Raw genomic sequence first — 22542 nt, 5'->3', positions numbered from 1 at the left:
TCTAATCGGCGAGAGAGTTGAGGGATAATGCTAGCGGAAAAACTGGCCCGCTACCACGTTGACGTAAAAGTGCCGCAATGACTGTAAAAGTCCATCGGGAATCTACCATATCGTCAACTAAGAAAACTGTTCCTTTTATTCCTTCCCAAGTGTCAATCGCAAATGCACCATCCAAATTATGAGCTTGCTGATAACTATTATTCATCTCTTTTTGAGGTCGTGTTGGGTTAATTTTCCGAATGACTGGCTGAAAGGGCAAATTTAATCTATTGGCCAGCTTTTGAGCAAAATTTGGTACTAACTCGGGACGATTTAAAGAAGGTACGCAAGTCACCCAAGTGGGAAATGGTTGAGGTTGCCAGCGCTGAATCATTTCAAAAGCGCCCTCAACCAGTGCATCATTAAAATTATTATCCCGATACTTACCTAGTTTAACTAATTCTCCCCAACCTGCGTCACCCCATAAAGACAGAGCTCTTCCGGCTTCGGCTATTAAATTAGGTTTAATATTTCCCGATAAACGGTAAATTGGAAATGCTTGAGAAGGCCATTGTTTTCGGGGTTCGATAATTCGATCGCACCGCCGCAGGTACTGAGTTGCTTGATTTACCATTTCCAGAGAAGGTGTTTCTGGCAGTAAAGGTTTACCCAAACACACAGCACATTTGCCACAGTTAGTTGGATTGGGGTCATCTAATTCTCCTGCAAGAAAAGCCATGAGGCATTGTGTGCTTTCGCCCATGTATTCTCGCATTTTATCTTGTTCTTGGCGGCGAATTTCTGTCAAAAGTTCAATTTTATCGGTGTCTGGCTGATAGTTGACGGGGGTAGCGCACCACTTGGAACTTTGTTTGATCACCGGGGCGGGTGATTCTAGGGATAGTAGTTTTAAAACTTTTTCAATCAGCCCTCTAGAAAGATTTAGTTCTTGCTCTAATTGGAGAACAGATAAGCCATTATTGGCTTGGTTTAGTGCGTGTAAAATTAATTTCGTATGAGCTTGAGGAGGAAAAGCTGTCCTAATAAAATAGTTGGTAATGTCATCATCTTCATCGCCACTTAAAAGGATACCATATGCTTGTTCTACGGCTCTACCCGCTCGCCCTACTTGTTGATAATAATGAACGGCGGAACCGGGACGCTGGTAATGAATGACAAATCCTAAATCTGGTTTGTCAAAACCCATTCCTAAAGCTACAGTTGCAACTAACGCTTTAATTTCGTTGTTGAGGAGTTGGTCTTCTAAGGCTTCTTTCTCTACATTCTCTAGCTGGGCGTGGTAGGCTTTAGCATTAATTCCTTGAATGGTTAACCAGTCCGTAACCCGTTCGGAATCTCTGACAGTTAGGGTGTAAATAATGCCGCTTCCCGGTAAGTTGGGCAACTGTTCTGCTAACCATGCCATTCTTGCTGCTGAACTGCCCAGAGCGATATTTTGGAGTTGCAAGCTTTCTCTAATTAAGTTTCCTCTGATGACGCGGAGATTTGAACTTAATTGCTCGACGATATCGTTAACAACTCGGTTGTTAGCTGTAGCGGTTGTTGCTAAAACAGGTATGTTTTGAGGAAGAGCTTGTAAAATTCGGACAATTCGGCGATAATCTGGTCTAAAATCATGTCCCCAGTCGGAAATGCAGTGGGCTTCATCGACGACAAATAACCCAATTCTCGGAGATATTGGTAGCAGAATGGTGTTTGTAAAGTCTTGATTGGCGAGTCTTTCGGGGGAAATTAGGAGAACATCTATTTCTCCTGCTAGCAACTGAGTTTTTACGAGTTGCCATTCCTCTGTATTGGAGGAGTTAATTGTTGCTGCTTTAATACCAATTCGCTCGGCTGCCGCAATTTGGTTTCGCATAAGAGCGAGTAGAGGTGAAATCAGGAGTGTGGGGCCGGCTCCTCTATCTCGCAGCAGCCGAGTTGCTAAAAAATAGACTAAGCTTTTACCCCAACCAGTGCGCTGTACCACCAGCAGTTTCGATCGCTCTTCGATTAAAGAGGCGATCGCTTCCCACTGTCCGTCTCGAAAGTCAGCTTGTGTGTTGTTGAGGGCTATCTGGAGAAGCGATCGCGCCCGATTTTTCAATTCTACTGTCATATTGCTAACCTGTTGGTAAAAGTTCCTGATTTTGTAATTTAGTGCTAAAAATAACAGGACTAATTACTAACATGATATCACCAACTACCCAAGTCTTAATTCGTACTTTTTTGCCCGCTGGGAGAAGGCAAAGATTGAACAGGTGCCGGAGGCCAATTAGAGCGACTTCTCGTTAGAGTAGTAGACACCAAAGCATAGCCCAAAACAGCAGGAAGCACGATCGCACTCAGAAACACGATCGCCACAGCCCAATTCATCGCAGTCGAGATTGGGCCGTAATGAGTGCGGTAAGGGTCAAACGTTGGTAAATTAGGCATCGGGGCGTCCCGCAGCGCGATCGAACGTTTGAACCGCACCCGCCTGTCGTCTAGCTTTTCGAGCAAAATCCAGCCAACTTCCGCCTCTTCACCGCATAGCTTGTGAAAAATCGCAGGATTGCGGAACAAATCGTTGCTAGCCCGCACAATCTTGTACTCCCAAACCGTCAAATCAACAGAATTGGGATCGGATTTGGGATTGCCCTTGGATCGCGCATTTTCAGGCGCATTAAAATTACCATCTTGAGATTCGTACCGAGTCAAAACTTCCTCCTCCTCATCGCATTTTTGCCCCGCATCCCATTGCTCGTGGCTCACCAAAATACCCACAACCGCAGCCTCCAAGCCGAGACTGCCAACCATCAAACTCCAAATCAGAATTTCAACCATAAAAGGAGTTAAAAGTTAAAAATCAAAAACTCAAAAGACTCGCTTTTAACTTTCAATCTTTAATTTTTAAATAGCCTTCAACCACACAATCTGTACCCACTGTGCGCCAAGAAACCCGCTCTAAAGTTAAAGCCTCAGTCATTGCCGAAAAGCCCAAATCTCCCACCGGAGTTGGAGCTCCTTGGCCACCGACAATTTTAGGAGCAATAAAAGCCATAATTTTTTGAACTGCACCCTCAGCAATTGCCCTCGCGGCCAAAGTGCCACCGCACTCCCAGAGTACAGAAAGAAAAGATCGATCGTACAAATAAGCCATAACATTAGTCGGTGTCAGAGGCGAGAGCTCCACAACCTCCACCCCTTTGGCGATCAAAAATTCCTGAAATTCCGGGTTAACCCCAGGCTCAGTCAGCACCAAAGTAGCCGCCACAGAGGTTTCCCACAACCAAGCCGACTTCGGCAAATCCAGAGTGCGGCTCATCACCACCCGCAGGGGATTATTCCTATCAGGCTGGTGACTCGTCAGTAGGGGATTGTCCAGACGCACCGTATTTCCCCCAACAATCACAGCATCGCAGCCGACGCGCACCCGGTGAACCTCGCTGCGAGCCTCCTCGCCTGTCACCCAAGCGCTGTGGCCGCTACTGGTAGCAATTTTACCGTCCAAAGTCATCGCATATTTCAAAATTCCCAAAGGCCGGCGGTGCAAAATCCGGTGCACAAAAGCCTCGTTGAGTTTTTGGCAAGCTTCCCCTTCCACTCCCGCCACCACTTCAATGCCAGCCTCTCGCAACCGGGCTAGCCCAGTGCCAGCTACCAAAGGATTCGGATCGACCATGCCAGCCACTACTTTTGCCACCTTGGCCTTAACTAAAGCTTCGGAACAGGGAGGAGTCCGGCCGTAGTGGTTGCAGGGTTCCAGGTTCACGTAGACAGTCGCTCCTTCGGCAAGTTCCCCCGCTTCCTGGAGCGCAAAAACTTCGGCGTGAGGTTGACCGGCACCGGGATGAAACCCTTCGCCGACAATCTTGCCGTCTCGGACAATTACAGAACCGACAAGGGGGTTGGGTGCGGTTTTGCCCAGAGCACGGCGAGCCAATTCTATGCAGCGGCGCATCATGGCTCGATCGAACTCTTGAACTTCGCTGTTTTCCAGTTGTTTTGTACCTTGCTGCTGTCCGTTAGCTAAGCTGGCGATCGCTTTAGCGTGCGCCGGAAAAGTTTCCATGAGATTTTGCTATGATATCTATCCCTGAGTGTACTGAGTTTGATGCTAATTTTGGCAGCGAACCCACAATCAATTGCGGCGGGGGCAAAATGTACGTTACCACTGAGATATTGCACCATTCTCAATTAGCCTTTATGAACAGGCTTTCCGGCCTGTTCCACAAGAAAATTTATCTTTTGTGGAACAGGCCGGAAAGCCTGTTGCTGACAAGGGTGCAAGATGTGAGTTACCAGGAGTGAAGGGCTATTTAGGCCGATCGACCCGCGCGCCCGATCGCATAGCTTTAAGATTAAGAAACAATAGCAGGTGCTTGAGAAAACAATGAGTCAGGACATGGAGCGGGAATTTGCCAGCCGCGACGAATTAATTGCCTACGTGCGCCAACAGTTCCCCGAAGCCGCCGCCGGGGACAGCAGTGTACCCCCGATCCTAGGCGGGCGGAAAGCAGCCGAGACAGCCCTGCAACAAATTGACCCCGGCAAATACGCCTCAACCCGCAATTTCCTCAACGGTGCGGTAACGCGCTTGTCGCCCTATTTGCGCTACGGCATTTTGAGTCTTGCCGAAGTCCGGGATGCCGTGCTGGAGAAGGTGCGGCATCCAGAAGAAGCTGTGAAACTTGTCAACGAGTTGGGTTGGCGGGATTATTGGCAGCGACTCTACGCCGAATTGGGCAACGGGATTTGGGAAGACCGGGAACCCTACAAAACTGGTTACACTGCCTCATCTTACAGCGAAACTCTGCCGGAGGATGTCGTCGAGGGATCGACTGGTTTGGTTTGCATCGACAGTTTCAGCCGCGAGTTGCGAGAAACTGGTTATTTGCACAATCACCAGCGGATGTGGACTGCCGCTTATCTCGTACACTGGCGCCGCGTGCGCTGGCAAGCCGGAGCTCGCTGGTTTTTGCAACATTTGCTAGATGGAGATCCGGCGAGCAATAATCTTTCTTGGCAGTGGGTAGCCAGCACTTTTAGTCACAAACCTTATTTTTTTAATCGGGAAAATTTGGAGCGTTACACTAAGGCGGTTTATTGTCGCGATTGTCCTCTGTATGGGCAATGCGATTTTGAGGGAACTTACGAATATTTGGAAGGGAAGTTATTTCCTTTGGGAGAAAAGGTCGATCGTAGCGGCGGTTCTAAAAGTTGGGATCGGCCTAAAAAAGCTCGCAGAAATTAAAATGTCATTAGTAGACCTCTTGCAAAAATCCTTTTCCTCAATTGATGGGACGGGCTCTGGGGCCCATCCCACAAGAGTTATTTTTTCTTGTGGGATGGGCCCCAGAGCCCGTCCTAATTATTTTTGCAAGAGGTCTAGTCATTAGTCAGTAGTCAGTAGTTATCAACAGTTAACAGTCAACAGTCAAAAGTTAACAATTACTAATTTATGAACAATCCGATTATTTGGCTGCACGGTGACTGTTTGAGTCCTGAAGGCCCCGCTTTTCAAGCGCACCCAGAGGCACCGGCAATCTGGGTTTGGGATGATGCGCTGATTGATGAATGGCAGTTGAGTCTCAAACGAATGGTGTTTATTTACGAATGTTTGCTGGAGTTGCCGGTAGTTATTCGGCGGGGCGATGTGGCTGCGGAAGTTATCGCTTTTGCGATCGAATCCGGTGCGAATCAAGTGGTAACTACCGAAAGTCCCAGTCCTCGCTTTCAGGATATTTGCCGGAAAATTAAGCGATCGCACCCAGTAGAAGTTTTGCCACCGGAACCCTTTGTCCGCTACGATGGTTACATTGATTTGAAGCGTTTTTCTCGCTATTGGCGCGTCGCTGAAAAATATGTTTTCTAATTGTAATTGGAAATTGGAAATTGGAAATTGGAAATTGAAAAGAGGTGTTCTTTTCTCTTCTTCCCTCTTCCTTCTTCCCTCTTCCTTCTTCCTGAAATCCGTTACATCCGTTACATCCGTTACATCCGTTACAGAACTTCCTTCTTCCTTCAACTCCCCTTCAAACGCTCCAACAGCCATTGAAATCTCGATGCCGCCAAATCGGGATTTTCGACATTTCCCCGGAGGGCGTCCTCGCCGTCGGGATCTTCATATATTAAACCATCACTATCATCGCCGAAGCGTTTGACTGTACCCCGCAGTCTCGACGACAGAAATTTGGTAATCGCCCGATAAAACCGCAGGGAAAAAAGCACGTCTTGCTCGAGTTTTTCAGTTAACAGTCGCCGGGGAATTGACAGGATGAGGCACTCTTCAATTGCCGTGACGCTAGCAGAAGGAAGCCTCCCGTCTACAAAAGACATTTCGCCTAACACTTCCCCGGAAATAATTTTTCCAATTTCTTTGTCGCCCAAAGATGATACAGCAACGCTCAAAGTTCCCTCCAGAACTATGTACAGGGCGTCTAAGGGCTTACCTTCGGTGATCAGGGTTGTGCCGGGGAGGACTTGGGTGCGGGTGCCGTTGGCGAGCATCCAATCGATGTCGCGATCGCTCAATTCGCCTAATATCACTAGAACTTTGCTCATAAAGTCAGGTTGAGATGAGATAATTTGTATTTTTTTACTTGTTTAGTTGCGTGCTGTTGTGAGATGGTCAGACCCTGAGCGAAAGCGATGGCTAAACTTTACAAATAGAACACTAAATTTTACACAATTTTCATAATATTCAGTAATTTTGACACGATCGAGCCACAAATCTTTCTCGAATCGGTGGTATTATTCTACATTACTTGTCAGGAACCCTGCAGCAGCCGATCGCGTTGTATTAACTGCACTTGCTTGGGACGGCGGGGTTGCCCAAACTGTTTTAAAAGCTTGTTGTCTCTTGGTTTAGAGCTGGTGCGCCCTCAAAAACCGGATTTTTCCCGCGTGGCTGCGAGTGCAGCGCCCCCAAGTAAAGTATTGTAGGATGCAAGCGAGGCGAACGATCGACCCCTCAATTAAACAGGATTAAGGATGAAATCATCCCTAGGATTGATTTTTTGCCGATCGATCTGTAAATTAAAATTAGCCTCTAAACCCACCGTCCGTTCTTGAATCTAATCAGCTTGAGAGTTGACTATTCAACGGTAAAATGGCAATCTAGGAACAACACAACTCATATTTGTGTCTTTTTTTCCCAAAGCTCTCGACGTTCTCCCTCAAACACTTACACTTTTAACACACCCTTCATTGAGGAGTTGCTATGAATAGTCTATTTTCCAAGTCTACTTTTGCGTTAATAAATCTTGCAGCTTTAGCTGTTTGTTGTAGTACCATGTCAGCGAAAGCTGAAACTGGCAACTTGCCCGATGTCGCTACAACTGCAACAATCGCAGCTCAAAATATTGACCAAACTTCTGAGCCAGCGGCAACTTCAGCAGTTAAACCCGACGCAGAAACAACGGCTAGTAATAAAAAAATTGATTCAATCAGTTGGAGCGAACTAACAGAAGCGGCAGAGCCAGCAGCCTCTGAACCGGCCGCCAACTTGCAAGTATCTATTGCTGCACCCGAAAAATCGGAAGCAGCAACATCTGAAATTGCTGAGACAGAAACAGCGCAAAATACATCCATTGCTGCTGAGACCCAAAAGTCGGAAGAAACCGCTAAAATTGCTGATAATGGTGTCAAAGTGCAGTCAACAGTCGAGACTGTCAAAAAGAGCGATCGACCTACCTCAATTGTTGCCCAGAGCAATAATCTTGAAGTAACAGCAACAAAGGAAGAAAAAGAAGTCCAAACAGCACAAGAATTGTTGAGCAATCCTGTCAGCACTTCCGCCTCAGCTCTGACAAACCAACCGAAAGTTGCCCAAAAACCTGCAACTGTCTCCGAAGCAACTGAAAAAGTAGCTCAAGGAACTCAAATCCGACCAGGCCGAGCAACCCGTTCTGGGCCCAGCTACATCGGCATTGGCGGCAATCTAGGTTTTGGCGGAGATTCAGCTTTAGGCGACGGTTCATTTGCCATTATTAGCAAAATCGGTTTGACGAACAATTTGTCGGTGAGACCGACTGTTTTGTTCCAGGACGACTTAGCTTTTCTAATTCCCGTTACCTTCGATTTTGTATCTCAAAATACCGTCGAAGTCACCGAGGATTTTGTGATTACTGCTGCTCCTTATGCAGGTGCTGGCGTGATAATTTCTACCGGGGATGACGGTACTTTGGGCTTCCTGATTTCGGGGGGTGTAGATGTGCCGCTGACGAGAAATTTTACAGCCACAGCCGGACTGAATATTGGTTTTGTAGACGGAGCTGAAGTGGGATTGTTGGTCGGTGTCGGCTATACGTTCCCGAATATTGCCCGGTAGTGTTGCTGTTTGAGCAAACGCAGGAAAAATAAATATGTGCGGGGTTGGCTGTAGGAATACAGTCAACCCTTTTTGATGATGGAAAATCTGCCTATGCGATCGATGTAGGGTGCGCCATAAGCACAGACCGGTAATGTAGGTTGCCTCATCAGCACAGAGCGCCGATATTGATTTTTGTGAAAGATATAATGATGGTGCGATCGATCTGAGATGTTGCGTCATTTTCAATAAGGTTTTTATGGACGGGCAGGATGCCCATCCCACAATCAAATTCACTCATGAGTGGAACAGGCATCTTGCCTGTTCTTGAAAATGGTGCAACATATAAGATCGATCGCACTTTCTCACCAATCACCCGAAAAAACCGTGACTAAAACAGAAATCTTAGCAGCACTCAAAAATCTGACAGCAGAAGAACGCCTAGAAATCATTGAAACAGCTTCGCGGATGATGCGCGAAGAAATAGAAGAAAAAGCCCAGCGCAAAGTTGAGAGAAAGCGGAGACTCAGAGCCGCAGCAGAAGCAGCGGTTCCTTTGTATGAACCAGGAGGGCCACTGCACGATTTGTGGTCGCCCGACAGCGAACCCTATTTCGATTCAGAGGAAGAATACCTGAGCGCAGGGGTAGAAACTAATGCGTAAAAGCGAAATTTGGCTTGTCAGACTAGATCCAACGGTGGGAGATGAAATTGGGAAAACTAGACCTGTTGTGGTTGTCAGCGATGATGAAGTGGGAAATTTGCGGCTCAAAGTAATTGTTCCAATTACAGCATGGAACGATCTTTTTTCCCGCTTGATTGGATGGTGCAGCTCGAACCGACATCAGAAAATGGCTTGGCGAAACTCTCCGCCACCGATACTTTTCAAGTCCGTTCCGTTTCCCAACAAAGATTTGTCCGACAACTCGGAACCCTGTCCGAGACAATTATGGAAGAAATTACAGAAGCACTGACAATTGTTCTGGATCTAGATTGAATAACTAGGCAACAGCGTACAAATAGTGTTATTTATAGATAGATTGTATGGCGCGATGGCCTAAATGATTCCTATACAACTTACACTCAAAAATTTTCTCAGCTATCGCGAAGCTGCTTTAGACTTTCGCGGCCTGCACACCGCTTGCATTTGCGGGCCTAACGGTGCTGGAAAATCCTCCCTCTTAGAAGCCATATCCTGGGCAATTTGGGGCTGTTGCCGCAGCGATACGGAAGACGATATCATCCATATCGGCGAAACTGATGTGCGCGTTGATTTCACTTTCTCCACAGGCGGCCAAATCTACCGGGTGATTCGCAACCGCCGACGCGGACAATCGGGAAGTTTGGAATTTCAAGTAGCAACAAACCCCCCCTTCCCCCCCCTTGGTAAGGGGGGGCCACAAGAAGTGAATTCTTCCCTTGGTAAGGGGGGGCCACAAGAAGTGAATTCTTCCCTTGGTAAAGAGGAACCCGAAGAAGTAAATTCTTCTCCCCCCCTTAGTAAGGGGGGGTCGGGGGGGGTGAATTTTCGCACGCTCACAGACAAAGGTCTGAGAACAACTCAGCAAAAAATCCTCGAACACATCAAACTAGACTACGATACTTTCATCAACTCGGCGTATTTGCGGCAGGGGCGAGCTGATGAATTTATGCTCAAAAAGCCGATCGAACGCAAGCAAGTTTTAGCCAACCTACTCAAACTCGACTCCTACGACACTTTATCCGACCAAGCCAAAGATACGTCCAAACAATTTAAAGCTCAAGTCGATGTACTCAAACAGAGTTTGCAAACCGTACAAGAGCAACTGCAACAAAAAGAGACCATCGCCTCCGAACAAACTCAATTGCAGCAAGCAACCGATTTACTTCAGCAGCAGCAGCAAGCCGACACAACCGAGTTACAGCAACTGCAACTCCAGCACCACAACCGCCAAACTTGGCAAAAACTCCTCGCCGGCCACCAGCAACAGCACTACAATATCACTCAAGAATGCCGCCGCTTGCAGCAAGAACTTAGCGCAGCCAAACAGCAGCAAAATGAGCTACAAGCCCTCCTAGGGCAAGAAAAGGAAATAACAGCAGGCATCGCGTATTTCCACAGCTTGCAAGCCACAGAAGAAAGTCTGGCGGGAAAATTTAAGGCAAACCAACAAGCCCAAAATCAGCGCCAGCAATTGCAAGAACAGCAGCGGCAAGAACTGAGCTTTTTGCAAAGCAAAATTCAGCAATTGCAAGCTCAATTAGAGGTTTTAGAACAAGATGAAAAAGATGTTCTGGAGATTCTCAAACAGCAGCCGGAGGTTGACAAAGGACTCGCACAGTTGCAAGCAGTTCGATCGCGCCTCAACGAACTAGAGCAACTGCAACTGCAAGTTTCGCCGCTGCTACAACAGCAGCAGCAAAAGCAACAAAAGCTCGATCGCGCCCGCGCCGGTTTAACCGCCCGCTTAGACGAAATCAACCGACAGGTGCAAGTTCAGCAGCAGCAGCGACAACCCCAATTACAGCAGGAAATCTCGGCCATCGCCAATCAAATTTTGCAGTTGGAAAACAAGCGAGTTTATCAGCAGCGAGTCCGCGAAAAAGGTCAAGAAAGGCACGACTTTCTCGGAAACCTGCAAGCCAAAAGCCGCGACTATCAAACCAGACTTGCCGAGATCGACCAAAAACTGCAACTGCTGCGGAAACATGAAGGAGAAAAAACCGCAGGCGAAGGTAAAGCCTCGAATTTTGCAGAAAACGAGCCATCGAATTCGCATTTAATGGTGCGGGATGCAAATTTTGGCAATTGTCCTTTGTGCGATCGACCTTTAGACGAACACTACTGGAATTTGGTAGTCACAAAACACCACACCCAACAGCAGGAAATCTGGAACCAACTGTGGGTTGTGCGCGAACAGTTAGCCGTCTCCGAGCGCGAAATTCAAGTCCTCAGACATGAATACCGCGAACTAGAAGAGGAATTAGCGCCCTACCAAGAATTGCGGGAACGTCGCAGTCATTTGCAAGCACAATTAGATAGCCTGAGTCAAGATGAAACTCGACTGCAGAGTATGCGTCAAGACGCGGCAGAAATAGAGCGGTTGCTACGCACAGGCGAGTATGCAGCGGAGGATTTGGGCGAACTCCAGCAAATCGAACAGCAACTGCAACAGCTCAATTACAGCGATCGCAGCCATTCCCTCGCCCGCAGCGATGAAAAGCGCTTGCGGTGGGCGGAAATTAAGCAAGCTCAAATCAAAGACGCTCAGCAGAAACTGAATAAAATTAATGCCCGTCGCCCGGATTTGCAAACTCAATTAGCCACCGTACAGCAACAGTTAGAACAGCAAAAAAACAGCTCGGAAATACAGCAGCAAATTCTATCTTTAGATAGATACATTGCGGAAATTGGCTATAATTTGGAACAGCACGAACACGTGCGGAGCGAAATGCGCCGATCGCAGTTTTGGATCGCCCGCGCCGAAAAATTGCGATCGGCAACTGTGCAGTATCCGCAAGTGCAGCAGCGGGTTAATGAAATAGCAAATTCCATCGCTGTGCGCGATCGAGATTTGCAAGCTGTCAGCGCTCAAACTTCCGCGATGAACCAGCAGTTGCAAGAACATCCCGATCCCACAGCGCGCATAAGTGCGATCGAACAGCAAATCAGTCGCCGCCGCCAGCAGCTAGACCAACATTTGGGCAGTCTCGGACGCCTCCAGCAGCAGCAGCAAAATCTGGAAACTCTGCAAGTTCAGCTAGTAGCTCAAAAAGAGCAAATGCAAGTTGCAAAACGCCAGCAGCGAGTTTATCAAGAGTTGGGTCAAGCATTTGGTAAAAACGGCATTCAAGCTTTAATGATTGAAAATGTTTTGCCTCAACTTGAAGCTGAAACAAATCAGATATTGTCGAGATTGAGCGCCAATCAATTGCACGTTCAATTTATTACTCAGCGGGCGGCTGCTTCTAAAAAAGCAACTAAATTGATTGACACTTTAGACATTTTAATTGCTGATGCTCGCGGGACTCGCGCCTACGAAACTTACTCTGGCGGTGAAGCTTTTCGGATTAATTTTGCGATTCGGCTGGCGCTGGCGAGACTGCTGTCTCAGCGGGCGGGTACGGCTTTGCAAATGTTGATTATTGATGAGGGATTTGGGACTCAGGATGCTGAAGGGTGCGATCGGCTGATTGCTGCAATTAATGCGATCGCCTCCGACTTCGCCTGCATCCTCACCGTTACCCATATGCCCCACCTGAAAGAAGCTTTTCAAGCCAGGATTGAAGTAAGCAAAACTGCTCAGGGTTCTTGCCTTAGCTTGTCAATTTAAAAGGGTTGATGAGCCGGATGGAAGGAGGAGAAGAAAAAAAGTTAAAAATCTCAGTATTTTCACCTTCTGTTTTATGGATAAGTGCCTAATGCCTTCGGTGATACTATTTTCCCAAAAGAAGGCAATTGTAGACCCATCATCCAAACCATGATGGAATCAGTCATTGCCATTCCCAAATCTAACATCTAAAATGGTATTATATCATGTCCCATCATTGACCATAATATCCCGGCAGGGCGGGTTTTTGAGATTGTCAATTATTGGCAAATATTGTTGGTGAACCCGCCCCTACAAGAATCACGATCGATTGACCGGAGATGGTATTAGTCGTCTCCCTCGCCGACTTTTTTGGGCTGCTGACTTTGTTCACAAAGCTAAATTAAAAATAAGATTATAGAATAAGAATAGCTTAAGGTGTGTAGAATTTTTTATTCTTCTGTCCGCTCCGCAGGAGCGTGAATATTGCTACAGATGACAACAGACTCTTTCAACCTGTCTCTCCTAGAACGGGCGATCGCAGCGTCGAGCAACAGCATTCTCATCGCGGATGCTCGCAAGCCTGACATACCTATTATCTACTGCAATCCTGCTTTTGAGAAATTGACCGGTTACAGTGCCGAAGAAGTTATTGGACGCAACTGCCGGTTTTTGCAGGGCCCCGATACCGATCAGGCAGAATTAAATAAACTCCGCCGCAGCTTGGAAGCGGGAACGGAAATTCAGGTAGTGCTCAAAAATTATCGCAAAGACAAAACTCCTTTTTGGAACGAATTAATGGTTTCCCCCATCTTAGACAATGAGGGAAAAGTAACTCATTTTATCGGAGTTCAGAACGATATTAGCAAAAGAGTAGCAGCCGAAACTGCCAGGGAAGAAAGCGAAGAAAGATTGCGCGTGATCGCCAGTACAACTCCCGTTCCCCTGTTAATTACGCGCCTAGAAGACAGCATTATTTTGTATGCAAATCCTGCTCTTGGTGAAAGTTTAGGTTTGAGTAACGAAGAACTAATTTTTGGCAAAACAATTGAAATTTATGCTGATATCAACGACCACATTCAATTGCTAGAATTAGTCCAAGAAAATGGCTTTAGCGACCGCGAAGAAATCTGCCTCAAGAAAGGAAATGGCAGTTTTTTTTGGGTAAAAATGTCGATGCGAGCGATTAATTTTAATGGCGAAGCCGCAATTTTATCGGCATTTTACGATATTACCGATCGCGTAGAAGCAGAAACAGCACTACGGCAAAGCGAAGCGAGGTTTCAAAAACTAGCCGCCAATGTTCCGGGAATGATTTATCAATTTCAGTTAGCAGCAGACGGCACTATGTCATTCCCCTACGTCAGTTCCGGCTGCCGCGAGCTCTGGGAATTAGAACCTCTTGTACTGCAAAACTCAGCTATTCCCGCGCTCGAAATGATTCATCAAGACGATGCGCCAAGCTTCCATGAATCTGTTGCGATCTCAGCTAAAACTTTAGAGCCTTTGCGGTGGGAAGGCAGATTTGTTTTTCCGGGCGATCGGATTAAGTGGGTTAGCGGGGCTTCCCGGCCAGAACCGGGCGAAAAAGGTGACATTATTTGGGACGGCGTGTTGATTGACATTAGCGATCGCAAACTTGCAGAATCAGCACTGCGGCAAAGCGAAGCCAGATTTCAAAAAATGGCCGCCAATGTGCCGGGAATGATTTATCAATACTTGCTGCATCCCGACGGTTCAAATGAATTCATTTATCTCAGTTCCGGCTGTTGGGAACTCTACGAATTAGATCCTGAAAAAGTTCAACAAAACTCCGATTTAATTTGGGCAAGGGTGCATCCAGAAGACCTAAAAAATCTGTTAGAATCAATCGCCCTTTCCGGCAAAACTCTCAAACCTTGGATATATGAAGGACGGATCATAACCGGATCGGGAAAAGTGAAATGGATTCGTGGCATTGCCCGCCCCGAAATGCAGCCTGGGGGTGATATACTGTGGGAGGGAGTGACAATCGACATCAGCGATCGCAAGCTAGCAGAAATCGCCCTGGGCCAGTCAAAAATCGCCCTACTGCAAGTCAATCAAGAACTTGAAAAGCGCGTTCTAGAACGCACGGAAGCCTTGCAAACATCCAAAAAAATGTTGTGGTCGGTAATCAACAACATCCCTCAGTTAATCGCCTGGAAAGATCGAGATTTAGTTTACTTGGGAGGCAACAAAAACTTTGCCAAAGTCGCAGGTTTCAATCACCCCAGTGAAATCGCCGGTCTCACCGACTTCGATATGCCCTGGAAGCCGGAAGAAACAGAATTTTTTCGAGCCTGCGACCGCCGGATTATGGCAACCAACACCCCAGAATATCACATCATAGAATCTAAAATGCAAGCCGACGGCACCCAGTGCTGTCTGGATACAAATAAAATACCTTTACACGACAATTCCGGCAATGTTGTCGGCATTTTGTCTACCTTTGAAGACATCACCGATCGGCTTTCGCTAACAGCTAAAGTCCGGGCTAGCGAGGAACTATTTCGCACAATTTTTGAAGATGCACCCATCGCTATCTACTTAGCTAATTTAGATGATAACAAGTTAGTGAGAGTCAATAAAACTTACTGTGAAATGCTGGGATATACCGCAGCAGAATTGCTAGCCAAAACATTTATTGAACTTGGGCATCCCGACGATTATCCCAAAAATGTCCAAGTTGCTGATTCTCTCGATCGGGGAGAAATTACTCACTATCAAATCGAACTCCGCCAGATTACCGCTACAGGTAAAATTGTTTGGGTAAACGTGACAGCTACTTTGATTCGAGACGGTGAAGGACAACCTATTTACAACTTAGGGATGATTGAAAATATAACCAATCGCAAAATTTCCGCCGCCGCACTCCAAGCTTCCGAATCTCAATTAAGAAAACAAGCCGCCCAATTGCAAGAAGCCTACGAACAACTACAAAACGCTCAAATCCAATTAGTTCAATCAGAAAAAATGTCGAGTCTTGGTCAGATGGTGGCTGGGATTGCCCACGAAATTAACAATCCGGCAACTTTTATTAACGGCAATATTTCTCATACTTACAACTATTTTCACGATTTAATTGAACTGTTAACTCTCTACCAGGAATGCTACCCGTCCCCTGGGCCTCAGATTGCTGAAAAAATTAAGGACTTAGAGTTAGATTTTCTGAAGGAAGATTTGCCAAAAATGCTAAATTCCATGAGAGTAGGAGTAGAAAGAATCAGTAAAATTGTGTTGTCGCTGCGGAATTTTTCGCGACTGGATGAATCTGAAATGAAGTTGGTAGACGTTCATGAAGGGATTGACAGTACACTATTAATTTTGCAGCACAGATTGCATCAGGCAAGTATAAAAAGCGGGATTGAAATTATTAAAGAATACGGAAAGATATCCAAGATTTACTGTTGTGCGGGTCAGTTAAACCAGGTATTTCTCAATATTATCAGCAACGCGATCGACGCTCTAGAAAACCAACCGCAACCTCGGACGATCGTGATTCGCACCCTCATGAAAAAAGCTGGGTTGAAAAGCCACAGTAAAAACCAGCTCAGTAATTGCGATCGCATTGTAATTTGCATCGCCGACAGTGGGCCGGGAATGAGCGAAGAGGTTCGCAAGCGGCTATTTGACCCGTTCTTCACCACCAAGCCCGTAGGGGCTGGAACCGGCCTAGGATTATCCATCAGCCATCAGATTGTGGTAGAAAAACATAAGGGAAGCCTGCGGTGCATCTCAGCGCCCGGACAGGGAGCGGAATTCTGGATTGAAATCCCCTGCTGAGCGATCGTCGATTAATCTAAAAGTTTAAATATCTAACTTTTAACTCCCAATTGCCGTCGGTGCTTGAGTTATCAGGGTTTTGAATTAACCGCACTCAGAGACCGGAACAAATCGCACTCAGCGGTGTGCTAATCTGCTGCCCTTATTCGCTAGGCAATTATGCTCAAAAAACTACCTTTATCCTGGTCTCGCTACATTCCAGCCGGGTTGACGCTGGGTTTGGGTGTGGGACTGTCGCTTCTCACATTCGCCTTGGTTTGGGACTGGGAAGACAAGCGCCGCGACTACGAAATGCACCGCCGCATTGACGATATTTCGATCGGCATCGAACGCCAGCTCAACTCCGACTTAGATACTGTTCTCGCCCTCAGCGACTACATGAAAGCCTTCAACACCGTCGAGCGTTCCTCTTTTGCCCGGTTTGTCGCCCGTCCCCTATCCGTCCACCCCAGCCTGCAACTCCTGGCTTGGGCCCCCCGCGTCCCCCAGGACGAGCGACGCAACTACGAAACCAAAGCTAGAACCGAAACCGACCCCAGCTTCGAGATTACAGAGCGCGGGCCGCGAGGAGAACTCCGCAAGGCCCTCCAGCGTTCCGAATACTTCCCGGCTTTCTACGTCGAACCACCAGCCGGAAACGAGACAGCATTAGGCTTTGACCTCGCCTCCCACCCAGAAATCCGCGCCGCGCTCGATCGAGGGCGCGATACAGGAGAAATGGTTGTCACCAACTACATCGGCTTAACTCAAGGCAATTCCCCGGAACTAGGTCTTTTGGCCATAGTTCCGATTTACGAAAACAGCAGTAACCCGACTACCCTGGAATCCCGTCGCCAACTGCTACAAGGATTTGTTCTGGGCGTATTTCGAGGCAAAGATATTTTCCAAACCTCTTTAAAAGGACGCAATACCGAATACCTCAATATTTATCTCGTTAGCGAGGCTCCAGACAAGCAACAAGCAGCGTCGCTGTTACCCCAAACGGCCAACCCGGTTCTCAAAAATCTCCCTGCTGAGGGGCAAATTCAGCAATTTGCGGTGCAGTTCCAATCCGCAAGCCAACAAGTGCTTCCAGCATCAGCCGCTGCGGAACCCTCCCTCATGCAAAACTGCCCGATTCTTGACAATCCAGGCCCGAACTATACAGCTTGCAGAAGGCGGCTAAAAATTAGCGGCCGCCAGTGGTCTATGTACGTGTCGGCAACCCCGGAAATTCGCAGGCTTCGCAAGCACTGGCGCTCTTGGGGAACTCTGACGATGGGGATGCTGTGGACTCTGATTCCGGTGACATATATGCTGACATCTTTGAGTCGCACCGCCCAAATCGAAAAGCTAGCCGGAGAAAGAATTCGCCAAGCCGAACAGTTGCAGGCTGCTTACCTACAGTTGGAACTCGAACAAGCTAAATCCGAGCAACTGCTGCTGAACGTTTTGCCCGCAGCGATCGCCCTGCGTTTGAAGGACAATGAACACAATATCGCCGAAAGTTTTGCGGAAGTAACTGTGATGTTTGCCGACATTGTGGGGTTTACAGAGCTTTCGTCGAGAATTTCAGCGACGGCGGTGGTGGAAGTGCTCAACGATATTTTTTCGGCTTTTGACCACTTGGCCGATCGCCACGGTTTGGAGAAAATTAAGACTATTGGTGACGCTTACATGGTTGTCGGCGGTTTGCCTACGGCCAGAGAGGATCATGCCGAGGCAGTTGCGAACATGGCGATCGATATGCTACACGAAATTAGGCTCCTCAGTTTAGAACATTCGGAACCTTTCAGCATTCGGATCGGGATTAGCAGTGGCCCTGTCGTTGCCGGCGTTATCGGCTTAAAAAAGTTTATTTACGACCTCTGGGGCGACACAGTAAATATTGCTTCGCGCATGGAATCCCACGGGATTACCGGCTGCATTCAAGTCACCGCCGAAACCTACGAGAGATTAAAAGATAAATATACTTTTCAGAAGCGCGGCGCCATTCAAATCAAGGGCAAGGGATACATGGTTACTTATTTACTGACTGGGAAAAAAGATTATTAACTCAGCCCAAAAACGGATACAAGCCTCCGATTCCCCGATCGACTAAGACTTTCGATGGCCAAGCTAAGATATGATAAGCTCAAGGCATTCTGTCACGCCTGCACCAAATGAGGAAAAACCATGACGACGCTCCTAATCCAAACCGAAAGCGTCCCACTGACGGTCAATTTCCCTGCGATCCAATCGATGACTGTTGAACAGTTTTATGAATTCTGTCTAGTTAATCGCGATTTGAGAATTGAGCGTACAGCCAGTGGGGAAGTTATCATTATGTCACCCGCCTTTTCAGATACAGGGAACCGCAACATTAAAATTGCTCAGCAACTTGCGAACTGGGCAGAAGAAGATGGCACAGGTGAAACGTTTGACTCCAGTGCAGGCTTTACCTTGCCGAATGGAGCAACTCGCTCTCCCGATGTCTCATGGATTAAACTAGAGCGCTGGAATGCCTTAACTGAAGAAGAAAAAGCCTCATTCGCACCGATTTGTCCAGACTTTGTGATTGAATTGCGGTCTGCTAGTGACACTCTCAAGGGATTGCAAAAAAAGATGCAAGAATATATTGACAACGGTGTATCGCTCGGCTTTTTGCTCGATCGCAAAAACAGAAAAGTCTACATCTACCGTCCCAATCGCGAACCTGAAATCTTAGATAATCCTGAAACAGTCAGCGCCGATCCAGAGTTACCGGGATTTGTCTTGCGGATGGCAAAAATCTGGTGATTTAGATCGTTACACCATACTCAAAGACATCAATTCATCGGTCATTTCAAAATTAGCTGTCACGCTTTGCACGTCATCCAAATCTTCCAGTGCGTCCATTAACTTCAGGAGCGATCGAGCTTTTTCAGGAGTGTCTATTTCCACTGTATTGCTGGGAATCCAGCGAGTTTCCGACTGCACAACAGCAAAAGTTTTTTGTTTCAAATGATACTCCCCGCTCTTTCAGAGACTGGGATTCTTGGTTCATAGATCCTTTATTTTTTAGCTCGAATCACTAAATCAATTAACTGTTATCGTCCCAGAGTTTTACCCCATTCGCTTGAGCCAGTTTATGAGCATTGGATTTGACATTTCCGGGCGTGAACGCACGGAGTAGTTTGCGATCTAGCTTAGACTTCAGTTTGTGCTTCAGTGGGTTACGATACCCCATCCTCGATCGAAGTTGGCTAGGCTTGCTTTTGAGCTTGCTTTCTTTTCCTCAAAACAGCCCGTTGAATTGTCAGAAAAATTTTCCCCTCTTGTTCATTAATTTCACCGTCAGCCTCGATCATCTCAGTGCATCGCTTTAAAAGTGGTTCGGCAAAGTCGAGTTCGAGTTGTTCGAGTAAAATATCCAACTTGGGAGGCAATTTAGACTTATTTTTCACAGCTTCAATCTCAGCTAAAGACTTGGGATTTAAATTTGCCGCTTGTAATTGAGGTAATAACTCATCCCATCGGGTGAATTTTTGGGTGGTATAGACGACATACACCAAAATCCAATCCATCACCGTTTCTTGTGCGATCGCTGTCTCTAAATATTGCTCACTTTCCGCTTGCAATACCTCTTGTAAATCTTCGAGCTTGGTTTCGATTTTCGAGGAATCGATATCGGCTTCATAAAACCGACAGGCACCGTATCCCAGCGCGTAAATCATTGTCGCACTGGCGCTAGCATTAATTACCGCACCCGCCAAGGGAATATTGCTGACAAGCGTAACTCCAGCTTCGATCGCTAAATTGCTACCCAAGGATAAACCGAAAATAGCGACAACTTCTTTTTGGCGATCGCTCGATTGCAAATCCTTTCCATAGGCGGCAGCTATTTGATAAACCAACTCGGCGGATAACACCGTCATTGCCGCTAAATCCATGCCAGCCAATGCCAAAGCTGCGCCCGGAACTAAACTGCTAACCAAGCCACTTCCTGCAGCTAGCAAGGCTTTTTCCACCATTAAGCGATGTGCGATTTCTTGAGGTTTCTCGTGAGGATATTGGCGCTGCAACTCTCGAACTTGCGCCTCGGCAGTCACAACATCAACTTTATTGATCGCATTAACTAACCAGTCGATTTTGAAATTTTCAGTCAGTTTTTTTAGGATAGGACTCTGGGAAATCGAACCGAGGGCTGAACCAAAAAAATTGGGAAATTGGAGTGCTGCACTTCCGGCATTCCCTACCGCATTCCCTACCGCACTCGCGGTATTAACAACAATCTCACCTCCAGCACTGCTTGCTGCATTGCCTACCGCACTAGCCGTATTAACAATCGCACTTCCGGCATTCCCTACCGCATTACCTACCGCACTCGCGGTATTAACAATCGCACTTCCGGCATTGCCTACCGCACTCGCGGTATTAACAACAATCGCACCTCCTGCACTGCCTGCTGCATTCCCCACCGCACTCGCGGTATTAACAATTGCACTTCCGGCATTGCCTACCGCACTCGCGGTATTAACAACAATCGCATCTCCAGCACTGCCTGCTGCATTGCCCACCGCACTCGCGGTATTAACAATTGCACTTCCGGCATTCCCTACCGCATTCCCTACGGCACTCGCCGTTGCAGAGACGGCTCCGAAAACGGAACCGAACCAATTGGATTTACCCCCTGGTTCAGCCTGCACATTCGATTCGGATATATCCTTGGTTTCGGATACTTCGGTTGCTGACAGAACTTCTTCTGAGTGCGTGCTGTCCATTTTGCTTTCGTTGTTATCAAAAAATTTGGTTTAAAACCCCTTCTTCAGTGGCCGGCTTTAATTTCTTAAATCCATGCCTAAAAATCAGGGAACTGCTGGTATTTGTAGTATACTACAATCGTCAAGGTTAAACTCCTGTGCCATCGTGAAACAGTTAAGACACACTTTTAGGCATAAATTGTTGGACTCAGAGCAGCGAATACTCTTAAAACAGCTAGAGAATCAACGCATTCTCTTTACCAGAAAACAAATAATTTGGTTCATTTGTTAAGTAGGGTAGGGCATACCCGAACTCGCTTGTTCATATCAAGCGTACGCTTTTGGAGATAGACCCTCTGGGGTTGCTGTGAGTTGAACTCGTCAATTGGTATTTTGTACGGTTGAAAGGTTTAAGAATTGCCGCAAGGACATAGCGCTTAAAGGTCAGTCGATGAATTAAGAATCCCCACGCCTTCAGGCCCGGGAGTGTCAACTAGCATGGCTTTACTGTGGGTTGAGATTTTCAATGCAGCTTTTTCAGCAATGCGTTGGATTGACACTCCCCACTCGCGTACAGATAGGGATTCGTTTCCTGGTAATAGTGTAGCGCGATCGTCCCGCTGGCGAGTTTTCGTCTTTTTTTGCAGTGCCAGCAGGACGCTCCAGATCCCTCATCTTTCAACCATTAAACCATGACCGAAGACATCAATTCATCGCTCATTTCAAAATTCGCCGTCACACTTTGCACGTCGTCCAAATCTTCCAGTGCATCCATTAACTTAAGGAGCGATCGAGCTTTTTCAGGAGTGTCTATTTCCACTGTATTGCTGGGAATCCAGCGAGTTTCCGACTGCACAACTGCAAAATTTTTTTGTTTCAAAACATCAGCCAACTGTTCCAAATTAGCCACACTTGTAAATACCTCTGCACCTTCAGTATCCTCATCAATTAATATCAAATCATAAGATTCCGCCGCCGCCTCTAGGGACGCTTCAAACAATTGTTCCTCATCAATCGGGCCGCGTACCGTACAAACTCCTTTGTTGTCAAACATCCAGCCCACACAACCAGTTTCGCCCAAGTTGCCGCCATTTTTAGTAAAAGCTTCTCGCAAGTCAGCCGCTGTGCGGTTGCGGTTGTCTGTCAGCGCTTCAATCAGAATAGCAACCCCGCCAACGCCGTAACCTTCGTAGCGAATAGCTTCTAATTCCGAACTCCCCCCCGCCAAGCCAGCACCTTTGGCGATCGCCCTTTCTATGTTTTCATTAGGAATATCAGCCGCCTTGGCTTTTTCAATAGCCGTCCGCAGTTGAAAATTGCCAGCGGGATCGGGAACTCCACTGCGGGCCGCGACAATAATTTCGCGAGATATCCTAGCAAAAACCTTGCCTTTAACGGCATCAACTCTCGCTTTTTGGCGTTTAATATTCGCCCACTTACTGTGTCCAGCCATACCGATTTAAGATTTTCGATTTAAA

Annotated in this window: 17 protein-coding genes and 2 pseudogenes; 11 read left to right on the top strand and 8 right to left on the bottom strand. The window is 47.0% G+C overall.

Annotated features, from left to right (window positions below; all coding sequences use genetic code 11):
• Position 1: 1 nt before the first annotated feature.
• The 3 genes from QT987_RS01270 to ribD all read right to left on the bottom strand — a co-directional run bounded on the left by QT987_RS01270 (position 2) and on the right by ribD (position 4033).
• Positions 2-2098, bottom strand: coding sequence for a RecQ family ATP-dependent DNA helicase (locus tag QT987_RS01270; RefSeq protein ID WP_333236593.1), 2097 nt, complete (start codon positions 2096-2098; stop codon positions 2-4).
• Between the two features lie 95 nt (positions 2099-2193).
• Positions 2194-2805 carry a hypothetical protein gene (locus tag QT987_RS01265; RefSeq protein ID WP_333236591.1) on the bottom strand — a complete coding sequence of 204 codons (612 nt, stop codon included), beginning with the start codon at positions 2803-2805 and terminating at the stop codon, positions 2194-2196.
• Positions 2806-2857: 52 nt separating this feature from the next.
• Positions 2858-4033 carry a bifunctional diaminohydroxyphosphoribosylaminopyrimidine deaminase/5-amino-6-(5-phosphoribosylamino)uracil reductase RibD gene (gene ribD, locus QT987_RS01260; RefSeq protein ID WP_333236589.1) on the bottom strand — a complete coding sequence of 392 codons (1176 nt, stop codon included), beginning with the start codon at positions 4031-4033 and terminating at the stop codon, positions 2858-2860.
• Between the two features lie 11 nt (positions 4034-4044).
• Here ribD and QT987_RS01255 point away from each other — a divergent pair, with 11 nt between their 5' ends.
• The 3 genes from QT987_RS01255 to QT987_RS01245 all read left to right on the top strand — a co-directional run bounded on the left by QT987_RS01255 (position 4045) and on the right by QT987_RS01245 (position 5836).
• Entirely contained in the window at positions 4045-4272 is a 228-nt protein-coding gene (locus tag QT987_RS01255) for a hypothetical protein (protein WP_333236587.1), read from the top strand.
• A gap of 82 nt (positions 4273-4354) precedes the next feature.
• Complete coding sequence (locus QT987_RS01250; RefSeq protein ID WP_333236584.1) at positions 4355-5215, top strand: FAD-binding domain-containing protein; 861 nt, start codon at positions 4355-4357, stop codon at positions 5213-5215.
• Positions 5216-5422: 207 nt separating this feature from the next.
• On the top strand, positions 5423-5836 hold the full coding sequence (locus QT987_RS01245; RefSeq protein ID WP_333236582.1) for a hypothetical protein: 414 nt from the start codon (positions 5423-5425) through the stop codon (positions 5834-5836).
• 149 nt (positions 5837-5985) lie between these two features.
• Here the strand turns inward: QT987_RS01245 and QT987_RS01240 are convergent, their stop codons facing one another.
• Positions 5986-6525, bottom strand: coding sequence for a cyclic nucleotide-binding domain-containing protein (locus tag QT987_RS01240; protein WP_333236580.1), 540 nt, complete (start codon positions 6523-6525; stop codon positions 5986-5988).
• Positions 6526-7183: 658 nt separating this feature from the next.
• Between QT987_RS01240 and QT987_RS01235 the strand changes: the two genes are divergently transcribed.
• The gene (locus QT987_RS01235) at positions 7184-8293 is read left to right on the top strand and encodes a hypothetical protein (protein WP_333236578.1); all 1110 of its coding nucleotides are present in this window, start codon (positions 7184-7186) and stop codon (positions 8291-8293) included.
• 148 nt (positions 8294-8441) lie between these two features.
• Here QT987_RS01235 and QT987_RS01230 read toward each other — a convergent pair whose 3' ends face one another.
• Positions 8442-8588: a hypothetical protein gene (locus QT987_RS01230; protein ID WP_333236576.1), complete on the bottom strand. Its 147-nt coding sequence runs from the start codon at positions 8586-8588 to the stop codon at positions 8442-8444.
• Between the two features lie 71 nt (positions 8589-8659).
• Between QT987_RS01230 and QT987_RS01225 the strand changes: the two genes are divergently transcribed.
• From QT987_RS01225 to QT987_RS01195, 7 genes and pseudogenes are all read left to right on the top strand, one after another.
• Positions 8660-8935: a hypothetical protein gene (locus QT987_RS01225; protein WP_333236574.1), complete on the top strand. Its 276-nt coding sequence runs from the start codon at positions 8660-8662 to the stop codon at positions 8933-8935.
• Positions 8928-9011, top strand: a pseudogene (locus QT987_RS01220) (type II toxin-antitoxin system PemK/MazF family toxin); the annotation flags it as partial. The gene QT987_RS01225 and the pseudogene QT987_RS01220, both read left to right, overlap by 8 nt.
• Positions 9012-9064: 53 nt before the next feature.
• On the top strand, positions 9065-9268 hold the full coding sequence (locus QT987_RS01215) for a type II toxin-antitoxin system PemK/MazF family toxin (RefSeq protein ID WP_333236572.1): 204 nt from the start codon (positions 9065-9067) through the stop codon (positions 9266-9268).
• 64 nt (positions 9269-9332) lie between these two features.
• A complete protein-coding gene (locus QT987_RS01210; RefSeq protein WP_333236570.1) occupies positions 9333-12584 on the top strand; it encodes an SMC family ATPase in 3252 nt (1083 codons plus the stop codon).
• A 471-nt stretch (positions 12585-13055) separates the two neighbouring features.
• Complete coding sequence (locus QT987_RS01205) at positions 13056-16364, top strand: PAS domain S-box protein (RefSeq protein WP_333236568.1); 3309 nt, start codon at positions 13056-13058, stop codon at positions 16362-16364.
• Between the two features lie 159 nt (positions 16365-16523).
• Positions 16524-18398, top strand: a complete 1875-nt coding sequence (locus QT987_RS01200; protein ID WP_333236566.1) for an adenylate/guanylate cyclase domain-containing protein — start codon at positions 16524-16526, stop codon at positions 18396-18398.
• A gap of 120 nt (positions 18399-18518) precedes the next feature.
• Positions 18519-19121, top strand: a complete 603-nt coding sequence (locus QT987_RS01195) for a Uma2 family endonuclease (protein WP_333236564.1) — start codon at positions 18519-18521, stop codon at positions 19119-19121.
• Positions 19122-19130: 9 nt separating this feature from the next.
• Here QT987_RS01195 and QT987_RS01190 read toward each other — a convergent pair.
• From QT987_RS01190 to QT987_RS01180, 3 genes and pseudogenes are all read right to left on the bottom strand, one after another.
• Positions 19131-19325: pseudogene (locus QT987_RS01190) on the bottom strand (YebC/PmpR family DNA-binding transcriptional regulator); the annotation flags it as partial.
• A gap of 242 nt (positions 19326-19567) precedes the next feature.
• On the bottom strand, positions 19568-21085 hold the full coding sequence (locus tag QT987_RS01185) for a hypothetical protein (RefSeq protein WP_333236562.1): 1518 nt from the start codon (positions 21083-21085) through the stop codon (positions 19568-19570).
• Positions 21086-21749: 664 nt separating this feature from the next.
• The gene (locus tag QT987_RS01180) at positions 21750-22517 is read right to left on the bottom strand and encodes a YebC/PmpR family DNA-binding transcriptional regulator (protein WP_333236560.1); all 768 of its coding nucleotides are present in this window, start codon (positions 22515-22517) and stop codon (positions 21750-21752) included.
• Positions 22518-22542 lie beyond the last annotated feature (25 nt).

The organism is Microcoleus sp. SVA1B4, from assembly GCF_036700545.1.
Lineage (GTDB): Bacteria > Cyanobacteriota > Cyanobacteriia > Cyanobacteriales > Microcoleaceae > Microcoleus.
The sequence above is the reverse complement of the archived record's forward strand: the minus strand, read 5'-3'. Positions and strand labels throughout refer to the sequence as shown.